Consider the following 12,991-nt stretch of genomic DNA (forward strand, 5'->3'; position numbering starts at 1 on the left):
GCGCTAGGCGCGGCCGCCGGCCAGCCGAAGCAGGTTTTCCACCTTGCCGCCCGGCCGGTCCTGACGCACTGCCAGGCCCAGCACTGCACGCGGCCAGTCCAGCGCGAAAGGGCGGTAGACCACGCCGTCGGGACGCAGATGGCGCAGTGACGCGGGTACTACCGCCACGCCCATGCCGGCCGCCACCAGGTTCACCGCCGACGACAGCTGCGGCGCGCGTTGGCCGATCAGCGGGTTCAGGCCGTGCTGCCGGCAAGCCGCCATGATGTCCGCGCTAAGCCCGTAACCCGATTTGCGCGAATACAGGATGAAGCGCTCCTGCGTCAGGTCCGCGGGCGCCAGCCGCTTCTTCCGCGCCAACGCATGGCCCAGGGGCAGGGCCACCACCAGCGGTTCTTCCGCCAACTGCGTGAACGTCAAGCCGCCGTCCAGTGCGAAGGGCGGCCGCACGAAGGCGGCGTCGATCGCGCCTTCGCGCAGCTGCGCCACCAGCGTCTCGCTATCGCCTTGCGACAGCGTCATTTCCACATCGGGGTATTGCTGCCGGTATTGGCGGATCAGCTCGGTCACGACACCGTTGAACGATGCGGACTCGGTGAAGCCCAGCGTCAGTTCGCCGACCTCGCCGCGGGCGGCGCGCTGCGCCGTCTGCACCGCGGCCTGCGCGCGCTGCAGGATGTCTTGCGCGCAAACCAGGAAGGCGCGGCCCGCGTCGTTCAGCGCAACGCCGCGGCCGGCGCGGTCAAACAGCGGCGTGCCGACCTCTTGTTCCAATTGACGGATCTGCTGGCTCAGCGGCGGCTGCGCCATGCCCAGCAGTTCCGCCGCGCGCGTGAAGTGCTGCGCCTCGGCGGTCACGACGAAATAGCGCAAATGGCGCAGTTCCATATTGATACCTTAAAAGTACTGATTATCAATTTTCCATATATTGGACATTCTATTGCCGCCAGCCGATGATGCATACATCCCGGCATCTTCATCAAGGAACCCGCCATGAACGCTCCCGTCAAACCCAGCACCCTGTTGCGCCAGCACCTGGCCCGTGACATCGTCGTGGCGCCCGGCGCCTATGACGGCATGTCGGCCCGGCTGGTGGCCGCGGCAGGCTTCAATGCCGTGTACGCCAGCGGCGGCGCCATCGCGCGTGCGGCAGGCTATCCGGATATCGGCCTGCTGAGCTTTACCGAAGTGATGGATCGGGTCGAGAAGATCGTCGATGCCAGCGGCCTGCCGGTGGTGGCGGACGCCGACACCGGTTTCGGCGGATCGGCCAACGTGGAGCGCACGGTGCGCATCATGGAGCGCGCGGGCGTGGCGGCCTTCCATATCGAAGACCAGTCATTCCCCAAGCGCTGCGGCCATCTGGACGACAAGAGCCTGGTGGACACGGACGAGATGTGCCGCAAGGTGCACATTGCGCGCCAGACGCTCTCGGATGCCGACGCGCTGGTCATCGCGCGCACGGATGCGATTGCGGTGGAAGGGTTTGATGCGGCGATCACGCGTGCCGAGCGCTATGTGAAGGCCGGCGCGGACATGGTGTTCGTGGAAGCGCCCGAGACGCTGGAGCAGATCCGCGCCATCGCCGAGCGTCTGCCGGGCCTGAAGCTCATCAACATGTTCTACGGCGGCAAGACCCCGCTGGTGCCGCTGCCCGAGCTGGCCGCGATGGGCTATCGCCTGGCCATCATCCCGTCGGACCTGCAGCGCGCCGCCATCCATGCCATGCAGGCCACGCTGGCCGCCATCAAGCAGACCGGCGACAGCAGCGCGCTGGCCGATCGCCTGACCAGCTTCAAGGAACGTGAAGCCATCGTGCAGACCCAGCGCTACCTGGCGCTGGACGCGCAATAGGCGTCCAGCGGCAAGACGGCTTAGCGGCGGCAGCGCGCCGGCAAGGACAGCGGCCACAGGCGCTGGCCGGCGCTGCCGTACAGCGTGCGCATGCCGCACACCATCTCGACGCGCGCCAACGCATTGCCCGCGGGGTCGATGATCTTCGACAGTTCCATCGTGGATACCACGGCGCGCTGGTCCGCGAACGGCGTGACGGCGTTGTAGTCGGTCGGGATGACGAACTTGCCTTCGCTGTTCACATAGCCGAAGTTGAGGTCGGTGCGGGCGGGTGCCAGGCCGTCATGCAGGGCGCCCAGCGCGTCGAACGCCGGGCCGCTCAACGCGCCGTTGGCGTCGACGGCGCGAACCGCCCGGGTAGACAGTTCGGTGACCGCACGCCCCTCCGAATAGGGGGAGGCCGTGCCCTGCACCTTCACCCGCGACTTGCCGTCCAGGCCGGCGTAGTCCGTCATGGCCTTGCCGTTCGCGACGTAATGGCGCAGCAGCCACGCCGAGCCCGGCGGCCAGCGCCAGTCGCCGGAGGGCAGGGTGACGACGGTTTTGCCCGTGGTGTCGATCAGGCGCGCGCCGGCGTCGTCCGTCGACAGCGCGCGGGCGGGCGTGCCCTGGAAGACAGAGCCAACCGCGGCCATGGGGCCGATCTGCCACGCGCCCTGGGCATCCAGATAGCCGTAGCGCGCGGCGCGGCGGATCTCCAGCCAGTCGCCTATGCGGGAATAGGTGGCGTCCTGCAGGTCCTGCACGCCGGAGCCGTCGGCGGCCACGATCCAGCGGTTCTTTTCGCCGCTGGCGGTAACGAATCCTCGCTCTTCGTCGGATACCTGCAGGAGGCGTTGGAACGACGTCAGGGGGCGGCCCTGGTCATTGAAGAGGGCGGCGGGGCGTTCGTAGTCTTCGCCCTGCCCGCCGGCCTGCATCACCCGCCACAGCTTGTCGTTGACGCGTGCAATGCCGTAGTGGCTGGCGGGCAGCACCCACTGTCCCTGCATATTGATCACGCCCACGCGATCCGCGCCCAGCGACGCCACGGCCTGGCCGTTCTGAAAGTGGCCGATGTGGCGGAAGGCCGGGGCGACCAGTTCCTTGCGGGCCACAAAGTCGTACAGGCCCCACGGGGCGTCCGCGTTGGCGCTCTTCAAGAACCGGACCACGCCTGGGGCAACGATGTCCGTCTGGAAGACATCGGGCAGGTCATAGGTCTTGCCCTGGCGGTCGATCATCCGGTTGACACCGTCAGCGTAGATCAGCGCATAGCCGTGGCGGAAGTTGCCGATATGCTGCTGCACCGGCAGGCTCATCGGCCGGCCCTGGGCATCCAGCAACTGCAGGCCGCGGTCGGTCTCGGCGGCAAAGCGCAACTGGTCCGGCTTCAGCGCATCGTCGCCGGCCTCGGGTTCCGGGTCGCTGTCGCGGTTGTCCGTGCCGTCCAGCGAAACCAGGTCCGACCACGACGGATCGGTCACGAGGGTGCCGTCGGCCAGCAACAGGCCGGCGCCCGACACGCCGCATTGGCAATGCGCTTGGCCCAGCATGGCCAGCGGCCCGCCCGGCATGTTCAGCGGCACGGCCCTCAGCTCCATGTACTGCGTCGCTTCAACCGTCTCGGGTTTGAGCAGCACGTGGCCATCGGCATCCACCACATTCAGCAATCCGCCTTCGCGCTTCTTGATCCACAGCCTGCCTTCGCGCACCTCCATCGATCCGGCCTCGCGCAACCAGGCCGGCGCATCGCCGCCATTGAGCCACACGCCCTTGGGCGTCAAGAGTCCGGCGGGCGCGCCCGTCTGGTCGGTGAACATCACGAAGCCGTCTTCGTCCATGCCGGGCGACAACGCGGGCCCCAGCTTGATGGGGGCGGTCTGACCCGGCACCAGGGCCATGAGCGTATCGCCTGAGGGGTAGACGATGGTGTCTTGAAAGCGCTGGGAAGACTGCGCTTCGTCGGGCTTCATGGTCGTGACAAGCGTGCCGGCCGCGTCCAGCACGGCATAGCCCTTGCGGCGGTCCAGCTCGGCGCTCCAGAACGCGCGGCCCACAGGCTGCATGCTGCCGTAGCCCTGGTCCAGGCCGGTCACCTTGCCATCGGCGCCGATCAGCACGGCGCCCTCGCGGCCGTACGCCACGGCCGGCCTGCCGTCGCGCTGCGTCAAGATGTCTTCGTAAGCAGGTTCAACGACCCAGTTCCAGTCGCCGTCCACCACGCCGTAACGGCGTTCGTCGTCGATGGCGATGTACAGCCCTTGGCCGTAGGCCTGCGTGATGGTGACGCCGGGCTTGGCGAAACGGCGCTCGCCGTTGACGCCGCGAAATTCCTGCTTGTACTGCACGGCGGCGCGCGCCGGCACGCCGTCGTCCAGGAACAGGTTCTGGATGCCGGTGTCCAGGGGCTCCCCGACGGGCGCACCCTGGCGGTCGATCAGTTGTTGGCGGCCGTCCAGCGTGGCGACCGCCAGGCCGATTTCGGCATAGTCCTGGACGCTGTCATAACGCGGCGGCACCGCCATGCGGCCGCGCGTATCGATAAAGCCCCATTTGCCTTTCCACTGCACGGCGGCCAGGCCGTGGCGGAAATCCCGCACGTCTTCGAAGAGCGGGCGAATGGCCAGCCGGCCGTTCTGGTCAAGAAAGCCCCACGCGTGGCGACGCAGCGACTGGTCCATGGGAACGCGGTTGACGTTCTCCAGGGCCGAGGGCAGCAGCACGGCGGCACGCCCGTCCGACAGGGCGCGGATGCACCCGTTGGCGTAGGGGCTGACGCCGGCGATGTCGTCGGCGTAGGCGTCGGAGCGGTAGCGGCCTTCGTCCAGGCAGTACATGTGGCCGGTTTGCGCATGGGCGGACAGGGAGGCGCCCAGCGCCGCAATGGCGCAGGCGAGTCGGGTGGTGCGGATCACGCGTGACGTCATGATTGTTCTGCTTTGGCGTTGGCGTTGGCTTTTTCGAGGGCGGGGGGCGGCACGACCGTGGCTTCGGGGCAGGTCAGCGGCTCGGGGGGCCAGGTCTGCGTTTCCTCGGCGTCGAAGATCACCACCTTGTCGCACAGCACGCCGAACGTCGCGGCGGCCTTGCCTTGCCTATCGATGAATTCGACCAGTCCGTCGCGGCGGACCATGGCGCGCTCATCATGGAAATCGCCGGCCCACGTGAATGCGGGCGCAATCGCATAGCGTCCGGTGATGTCGATGTAGCCATACAGCTTGCCGGTGCGTTCCAGGCGGCGCGCGCGGGCCAGGCCGTCCTTCATCGGGCCCAGTTCGCTGAAATGCGTGCCGACGATGCGCTTGCCGTCGGCGTTCGCGAGGCCCTTCTTGCCGCCGCCGTCGCTATACGGCACCACGCCTTCGCTGGCGTGGCTGTCCTCCACGGAATAGCGGCCTGCAAAGCGGGTGATCTCACGGCCTTGCAGGTCGGTCATGATGGCGCTGGATTCCGAATCGTCGGTGAACAGCAGGCGCTGCATCGACGCCAGCGGAACGCCGTCTCCGCGCTTCTCAAGCACCGTCTTGCCGCTTTGGTCGATCAGGCGGTAACCCGTTGCCAGGTTGACGCGCGCCAGGCCTTCAGGCTGTACGAAGAACGGATTGAATTCGCCGTACAAGGCGGGAATCGCCATGTTGCCGCGGGCGTCGATCGCGCCTTCGCGTTCGTCATGGCGCACGATGATCCAGTCGCCGTATTGTTCTTTGCTCTCGGGCTTGCCGTCCGACAGGCGGGTGGCGTGGCCTTGCGCGTCGAACAGCACGGCGCTGCCGTCGGCCACTTCGCCGATGTAGCGTCCATCCTTGATCTTGCTGGGCTTGCCGTAGACCGTGTCGCTGACTTTTCCGGTGCGCAGGTTGACCATCCGGTAAGGGCTCTGCGCGTACCGGTTGGCGCTGGCTTTGGCGTCGGGGTCGTCCACCAGCGTGAAGCCGTTGCCCAGGTAATCCAATTTGTAGGCGCTGTCGTGCGCGGGGCGCACGATCCACTGGCCCTCGCGGTTGATGATGCCCCACCGGCCATCTTGCTGGACGCGCGCCCAATCGTCCTCGAATTCCTCGATTTGCTCGTAGACCGGTTTCAGCGCTGGCGCGCCCAGACGGATGTTCCAGAGGCCCCAGCGGCGCGCGCGGTTTTCGTCTGGCGCGCGGTAGAACAGCAGTTCGCCGTCAAGTCGGCCGGAGTCGGCAGCGACGGCTTCGGGGATGGGCACGGTCTTGCCGCGCGCATCGATCAAGACGGCGTCGCCGCGCTGCATGCCCGGCTTGCGCGCCCACGTGTAGGGGCCGCTGAAGTTGCGGATGCCGCTGAACTGAGGCCGCACGGCCCAATTTCCCTTGCCGTCGATGGCGCCGAATTTGCCGCTCTTGGTCTGCACCACGAGCGGCATCGTCACGTTATAGCTGTCGATGGAATCCCATTCCGGATTCGAGACGATGTTGCCGTCTGCCGTCAGGATCGACGGCGGTTGCTGGTAGTCCCCGGTACGCAGCAGCGCCAACGGCATGCCCGTTGCCGACTGGCTGCGCAACGCCGAGCTCCCGGGCGAGAAGGCGCTGATCTGCAAGCCGGCCAATTGCGCGATCGTGGCGGCATCAAGCAGCGGCTTGCCGTCCGGGTCGTAGACCTGCACCAGGACTTCCGGGCCTGCGGGAGCCATGGACGTCGTTTGATCGTCGTCTTCGACCAGGAGCGAGGACACGGTCGCGTCGGCGGCTGCCACGGAGGCCACGCCTGCCACCGAGGCGGATTCTGCGGCGGCGGTCGCGTCAGGAGCCGGCGTCGCGACGTCCGTCATGACGGTCGCGGCGGCATCGGCGACCGGTTCCAAGGCGGTGGATGCGGCGGCCGTGGGGGCAGCGCCGGGGGCGTTGCTCGCGGTGTCAGCCGCTTCGGCAACGGTCGCAGTGTCGGCGGCTTCTGCCACGTCTGCGGCGTCGCCGGCCTCGGCTTCCTCCGGTGCGGCTTCCTTCACGGCATCCGACAGGCCCGTCGCGTGGGTGTCGGATTGCGCCGCATCGTCTTCGGGCGTTGCCGCCGGCGCGGCCGAGGCGCCGTAGACCCAGGCGCGCCCCTGGTTGATCTCGACGCGGCCGTCTCGCAACGCCAATTTTTCAATCTTGCCGGCCGGGCTGATCAACAGCGTCAAGGCCGTATCCGGCAGATAGCGCCAGCCATCCCGTTCCTGCAGTCCCACATAGGGTTGCGAGAAGGTATGCAGGGTCTTGAACCTGGCGTCCAGCAAGGCTGACTTTCCGTTCTCGGGCTTGACCAGCCACAGCCCGGACGCCACCCACTGCACGCGTTCGTACCGTGCCGTCGACAGCGCGTTGCCGCGCGGATCGACAAATTCCCATTGATTGTCGCGGCGCACGGCCAATACATCGCCGTCGCGTATCGGCGCTTCCTGCGAGCGCAGGACGTCCGGCGGCACCGCCCAGCGTCCATTGTCGTCCAGCAGGCCCCACCAGCCGTTGTAGCGGGTTTCGCGCAACTGGGCGGGCAGATAGCCCGCCGTCGGGGCGCCAAGCGTCATCACCCCGGGCGGCAGGGTCGCGGCCTTGCCTGTCGCGATATTGAACAGGCGCGGCGGCGTGGGCACTTCCATCGACGCCAGCTTCTGCCCGGGCTGGAAACCCCATGTGCGCGTGCCCAGTTCGAAGGTCTTGACGACCTTGCCCTGGCGGTCGATCAGCACATCGCGATCGTCTTCCTCGGCCAAGGCAGTGCCTTCGGCGTTGAAGCCCGACGCCATGCCGAAGCGCGGCTTGATGACCCAGTGGCCCTTGGTGTCGATATAGCCCCAAAGGTCGCCCTGGCTGACCGCGGCCAACCCGTTCTGAAACGGCTTGGCTTCCGAGTAGCCGGGGGCGATGGCCATGCGGCCCTGCTTGTCGATGTAGCCCCAGGCGCCGGTGTCGTCGGCGCGCGTGCCGGTCAGCACGGCCGCGAAGCCTTCGCTGTAGGCCTGGTGGCAATACGTGTCGGACCCCTGGCCGTAATAGGTGGTGGTGCACCGGTCGATCCAGGAGTCGGCCTGCGCTGTGCCGGGGAGGCCGGGCAAGGCAAACGCCAAGGCCAGCGTCAGGGGCTTGAGCGCGGCCCTCATTGCGCGAAAGCGCGGGACGAAGCCGCGGGTAGAAATACGCCAAGCCGGACGTGCCACATGTCAGGTGCCTGTCAAAATTGATGCGAAGGCAGCACTGTAACCAGCAGTAGCAGTCAATGAGGCGGCAAATGTAACGATAGAAAAGAAAACGTTAATACGACGGGCGGGCGCGCGCTGGCCCCTGTCAAGGCGTCGAGGGAGGAGGGGCTATTTGTGTCAAAATGATGCGTCTTTTTAGGGACCTATCCGGCGCATGACCGCCCCAGCTGCCCCAGCCACGCCAACTTCGCCTGCCCTGCCGCCCACCCTCGGGCACGATGCCTCTCATCGCGCCGAACTGGCCCGTTTGCTCTACCGCCAGTCCTACGGCGTGTTGTTCGCCAACTTCGCCATCGTCATCCCCGTCGCCTATGTGATGCGCGCCAGCGTGCCGGTCTGGTTGCTGGCGGCGTGGGCCGCCGCGTTGTATCTGCTGACGGCCTTGCGGGTGGGGGTGAATCGCCGGTTCCTGCGGCTTCCGGTCGCGTCCGCCGACGTGCGGCGCTGGGTGTCGGCGTTCTGCGTGTTGTCATGGCTGTCGGGCCTGTTGTGGGGGCTGGCCGGATTGGCCGCCGTGCTGTCGCACGATGACATGATGCTGGCGTTCGGTTGCGTGATGCTGGCCGGCATGTGCAGTGGCGCGGTGCCGTCGCTATCGGCCTATCCGCCGGCCTACGTCGGGTCTGCGCTGGGCATGCTGGCGCCGTTCACCGTGGCCTGCCTGATCCAGGGCGACGCGTTGCACCTGGTCTACGCCGCCTTCGCGTTCTGCCTGCTGGGCGTGAACATGTATTTCAGCGCCATCACTTACCGCAGTTTGAAGACCACGGTGTCGCTGCGCTTCGAGAACCTGGGCCTGATCGGCGACCTGCAGCGTGAACGCGATCGCGTGGCCGCCGCCGACCAGGCCAAGACGCGCTTCCTGGCGGCAGCCGGACACGACCTGCGCCAACCGGTCCACGCCTTGAGCCTGTTCACCGACATCCTGGCCAGCCGCGCCCAGCAAGGCGACGCCCGCCCACAGGACGTGCTGCATGTCGCGCAGCGCCAACAAACCGTCCTGGCCAGCTTGAACCGTCTCTTGGACGGCTTGCTGGACGTGTCGCGCATGGACGCGCATCTGCTGCGCATCGAGCGCCGCCCCGTCAGCCTGGACGCGTTGTTCGACGAGATCCGCCAGGACTTCGAGCCGCAGGCGCAGGCGCAAGGGTTGCGGCTGGCTGTGCTGCCTACGCCCCTGGTGCTGGAGACCGATCCCACCTTGTTGCGCCGCATCCTGCACAACTTGCTGAGCAATGCGCTGTCGTACACGCCCCGGGGCGGCGTGCTGCTGTGCGCCCGTCCGCGGGCGGGCGGCGCACTGATCCAGGTGTGGGACACCGGCGTGGGGATCGCGCCGGACGCGCAGGAGGCCGTCTTCAATGAATTCACGCGTGTCGGTAATGCGCCGGCGGGTCAGGGTCTGGGCTTGGGGCTGGGGCTGTCGATCGTGCGGCGACTGACGGGGCTGCTGGGTTTTGACATCCAGTTGCGGTCCGTGCCCGGCAAGGGGTCGGTGTTTTCGGTGCGCGCGCCTGCGTCTGCGCGATCCCGTCACATTCCTGCCGAGCATGCAGCGGACAAAAAATAATCGGTTGATGCCGGGACGCCGCTCTTCTGTAATGGACGCCAGGCGCCCTTGATCGCAGGGCGCCGCGCCCGCCAGGAGAACCGCCATGCCGTCCCCGCTTGCCAAGTCTTCCCCGGATGCCTCGCGGCTATGGCTGCTGGTGCTTGCCGGCGGCATCGTCATGGGCCTGGCGCTTGGCGTGCGCCACGTGCAGGGCCTGTTCCTGCTGCCGGTCTCGATGGATCGGGGCTGGAGCCGCGAAACCTTCGCCATGGCGATGGCCATCCAGAACCTGACCTGGGGCATCGCGCAACCCTTTACCGGCATGGTGGCCGACCGCTACGGTTCGGCCAAGGTCATCGTCGTGGGGCTCGCGTTCTATGCGCTGGGCCTGGCCGGCATGGCCTACGCCGCGACGCCCGCGGCCTTTTTGCTGGCGGCGGGCGTGTGCATAGGTATCGCGCTGTCCGGCACCGCGTTCGCGGTCATCTACGGCGCGCTGAGCCGCCTGGTGCCGCCCGAACGCCGCGGCTGGGCGCTGGGCGTGGCGGGCGCCGTGGGCGGACTGGGCCAATTCACCATGGTGCCGGCGGCGCAATGGCTGATCGCAGGCTGGGGCTGGGTCAACGCCTTGCTGGTATTCGCGTTGCTGCTGGCGATCGTGCTGCCGTTGGCACGGCCCCTGCGCGAACCGGCCCGCGCCCTGCAGGACCCGGCGGCGCCGGATGCGGGCCTGTCCCTGCACGCGTCCATCCGCGAAGCCTTCGCGCAGCCCGGGTTCTGGTTGTTGAACCTGGGATTTCTGGCTTGCGGCTTCCAATTGGCGTTCATCGGCACGCACCTGCCCGCCTACCTGATGGACAAGGGCCTGCGCGCGGCCGACGCGGTGGGGGCCCTGGCGATCATTGCGCTGACCAACGTCGCGGGCACGTATGTCTGCGGCATTCTGGGCGCGCGGCACCGCCGCAAGTATCTGCTGGCCGGCATCTACCTGGTGCGCACCGCCGCCATCGCGCTGTTCCTGTTGCTGCCGCTATCGAGCTGGACCGTCTACGCATTCGCCGCCGTCATGGGCTTCGTCTGGCTGGGCACGGTACCGCTGACCAACGGGCTGATCGCGCAGGTCTTCGGCGTACGCTATCTGACCACGCTGTTCGGCTTCGTGTTCTTCGGCCATCAGCTGGGTTCGTTCCTGGGCGTGTGGCTGGGCGGCATCGTGTTCGAAGCCACCCGGTCCTATGACCTGATCTGGATGGGCGCGATGGCGCTGGGCGTTTTGTCGGCGGTGTTGCACTGGCCGATAGACGACCGAGAAATCACGCGGGCGCGTCCCGTCGCCGCGCCCGGCTGAGGCTACAGCGGGCGGTGCTGCGTGCCGGCGCCCATGGTGATGTGCAGCATCCGACAGGGCTCGACCACCTTGACGGTGTGCCAGGCGCCTTTGGGGATCACGTACGCGTCACCGTCCAGCATCTTCACCTTCTGGATGCCTGTCGGCCACTCCAGATGCAGCTCGGCCACGCCAGACATCAGGCGCACGATCTCGTCGGCTTCGGGGTGCATTTCCCACTGGGGCCAATCCTTGGAGAAGGCGTATTCGGACACCAGCCAGCCGCGGCCGAAACGGTCCAGCTCATCGGGGGACTGGGACCAGAACGCGTCCCCGCCGTTGACGGTGGAAGCGGTGCCGTTGGCATCCAGCAAGACATAATGCGACGACAGATCGGTAGCCATGTTGCGCATCCTTGTGTGTGGGGCGTGGGGCCATAGTAACGAGGCTGCCCGGATTTGGCCCGGGCTTTCGCGCCGGCTTCAGCGCGTCATCTTGAAGCGATATCATGTCGCCCATCAGCAACTACAACGGGAAAGGCGATGAGCCAGGGGTTCGATGGGGTCAGGCCCGCGTCCGAATCGTCCATCGAGATCGGCTTCTTCTATGACGGCAGGCACTGCGTTGAACGCATCCGCGTCAAGCCCACGGCCGCCAACCTGAAACGGGCCGCCGATCGCCGGGCGGCCATCCTGGAGGCCATCGCGCGCGGCGATTTCGATTACGACGCCGAATTCCCCAAGCGCAGCGTGCCTCCGAAGCCATCACAAGGGTCCGCATGACAAGCAACACGCAGCTGGTAGTCAATGATCTGACGCCGCAGGCTTTCTCGGCTTACGGCTGGATGTTGGGCAAGCCCATGCCGGACGGCAATGGCGTGCCGCTTTTCTCCAACCCGGCCACGGATTTCTGGCAGGAACACGTGTTCAACACGGGGGCGGGCGGCGACGCCGAACTGCTGTGGGTCAACTACCGCAGCCCGTCCGTGGAAATCGCCAGCCTGGAAAAGCACCTGCTGACGCAGCAGGCCATCGTGCCGCTGACGGGCCAGATCATCCAGGTCGTCGCCAAAAGCGCCGCCGACGGCAGCCCTGATCTGGCGACGCTGGCGGCCTTTCGTGTGCCGCAAGGACAAGGCATCTGCATGCGGCCGGGGTGCTGGCACGCGACCCGCGTCGTCGATGGGGAAGTGACCTGCCTGATGTTGACGCGGCGGTCCACCACCGTGGACCTGATCCAGCATCTGACCACCGACGCGCGGGCAACGGAAAGCGCGATTGTCGAGATCCCTTTGCAACGCCTGGAAGACCTGGCCGGCGTGGCGCAGGAAACCGCTACGCAATGACCTGGGAACGGGCTGCCGGGGAATCCGCGGCAGTCATTCTGCTTCGCGGCATTCCACGCCCAGGCGCTTGAACAGCGGCCATTTGTTGCGGTAGCCCTCGGTCCAGCACATGGCGGCAAACGCCGCAAGCGGTTCATCCACCGCATGCACCGTGATCTGCGCGGCCGCCGCGTCGTCTGTCGGGCAAAAGGGCTGGCCGGGCGTCGGATACAGCGCTCCTTCCCAGACGGGGCTGTCGCAGTGTTCGCAGAAATTGGTCCATTGGCCGTTCCGGCCGGGGTGCTGGCGCACGGTAGGCGCCAGGGCATGCAGGGTGCGCACGACCGGCGCCGACAGGATGCCGACCTGCGATAGCAGGGCCGGCCCCGCGATGCGCTGCCATTGCTCGGGGCCGAACAGCCAGTCGTGGAACGCGCCTGGGTCCAGTCCGGTGCTGTCGCCGTCTTCGTCCAGCTCGATGTCGGCGTCCGTGCTTTCGTGATCGGGCGGTACCGCCAGCGCGAACACGGGTGTGGATTCGCCACACTGGGCGCAGCGGTGCGTGGCTTGCAGCACGTAGTACGACGACGCTCGCAGGTTTGCGCCCGATTCGCCGTCGCCGCCCGTATTGCTATTGTGCGTATCCATGCCTGATATGTTGTTCCTGTGCGAACCGGTCCTAGTTGTGGAACACCGGTTCTTCTTCATCGCCGGGAAATATGCCAGAATCAGTCCCGGAATTTC

At 67.0% G+C, this 12,991-nt stretch carries 10 protein-coding genes; 5 read left to right on the top strand and 5 right to left on the bottom strand.

Going from position 1 to position 12,991, the window contains the following annotated elements; translation table 11 throughout:
* Nucleotides 1-3 precede the first annotated feature (3 nt).
* Complete coding sequence (locus ACO6D5_RS11025; protein WP_315525653.1) at nt 4-888, bottom strand: LysR substrate-binding domain-containing protein; 885 nt, start codon at nt 886-888, stop codon at nt 4-6.
* Nucleotides 889-993: 105 nt separating this feature from the next.
* Here ACO6D5_RS11025 and ACO6D5_RS11030 point away from each other — a divergent pair, with 105 nt between their 5' ends.
* The gene (locus ACO6D5_RS11030) at nt 994-1,854 is read left to right on the top strand and encodes an isocitrate lyase/PEP mutase family protein (protein WP_485825389.1); all 861 of its coding nucleotides are present in this window, start codon (nt 994-996) and stop codon (nt 1,852-1,854) included.
* A gap of 20 nt (nt 1,855-1,874) precedes the next feature.
* Here ACO6D5_RS11030 and ACO6D5_RS11035 read toward each other — a convergent pair whose 3' ends face one another.
* Together ACO6D5_RS11035 and ACO6D5_RS11040 are read right to left on the bottom strand one after the other, a co-directional pair.
* A complete protein-coding gene (locus ACO6D5_RS11035) occupies nt 1,875-4,763 on the bottom strand; it encodes a WG repeat-containing protein (protein WP_485825390.1) in 2,889 nt (962 codons plus the stop codon).
* A complete protein-coding gene (locus ACO6D5_RS11040) occupies nt 4,760-7,900 on the bottom strand; it encodes a WG repeat-containing protein (protein WP_485825391.1) in 3,141 nt (1,046 codons plus the stop codon). Before ACO6D5_RS11040 ends, ACO6D5_RS11035 begins: the two co-directional genes overlap by 4 nt.
* 298 nt (nt 7,901-8,198) lie before the next feature.
* On the opposite strand from ACO6D5_RS11040, the gene ACO6D5_RS11045 reads away from it, so the two are divergent.
* Together ACO6D5_RS11045 and ACO6D5_RS11050 are read left to right on the top strand one after the other, a co-directional pair.
* The gene (locus tag ACO6D5_RS11045; protein WP_485825392.1) at nt 8,199-9,614 is read left to right on the top strand and encodes a sensor histidine kinase; all 1,416 of its coding nucleotides are present in this window, start codon (nt 8,199-8,201) and stop codon (nt 9,612-9,614) included.
* A gap of 85 nt (nt 9,615-9,699) precedes the next feature.
* Nucleotides 9,700-10,944, top strand: a complete 1,245-nt coding sequence (locus tag ACO6D5_RS11050; RefSeq protein WP_485825393.1) for an MFS transporter — start codon at nt 9,700-9,702, stop codon at nt 10,942-10,944.
* A gap of 2 nt (nt 10,945-10,946) precedes the next feature.
* Here the strand turns inward: ACO6D5_RS11050 and ACO6D5_RS11055 are convergent, their stop codons facing one another.
* Nucleotides 10,947-11,327 carry a cupin domain-containing protein gene (locus tag ACO6D5_RS11055; protein ID WP_485825394.1) on the bottom strand — a complete coding sequence of 127 codons (381 nt, stop codon included), beginning with the start codon at nt 11,325-11,327 and terminating at the stop codon, nt 10,947-10,949.
* A gap of 138 nt (nt 11,328-11,465) precedes the next feature.
* Between ACO6D5_RS11055 and ACO6D5_RS11060 the strand changes: the two genes are divergently transcribed.
* Together ACO6D5_RS11060 and ACO6D5_RS11065 are read left to right on the top strand one after the other, a co-directional pair.
* A complete protein-coding gene (locus tag ACO6D5_RS11060; protein WP_315525672.1) occupies nt 11,466-11,705 on the top strand; it encodes an Arm DNA-binding domain-containing protein in 240 nt (79 codons plus the stop codon).
* Nucleotides 11,702-12,268 (top strand): ureidoglycolate lyase, encoded by a 567-nt coding sequence (locus ACO6D5_RS11065; protein ID WP_485825395.1) that lies wholly within the window; start codon nt 11,702-11,704, stop codon nt 12,266-12,268. The genes ACO6D5_RS11060 and ACO6D5_RS11065 overlap by 4 nt, the downstream gene beginning before the upstream one ends.
* Nucleotides 12,269-12,301: 33 nt before the next feature.
* Here ACO6D5_RS11065 and ACO6D5_RS11070 read toward each other — a convergent pair whose 3' ends face one another.
* A complete protein-coding gene (locus ACO6D5_RS11070; protein WP_485825396.1) occupies nt 12,302-12,895 on the bottom strand; it encodes a hypothetical protein in 594 nt (197 codons plus the stop codon).
* Between the last annotated feature and the right edge of the window lie 96 nt (nt 12,896-12,991).

The organism is Achromobacter sp. (assembly GCF_057314935.1).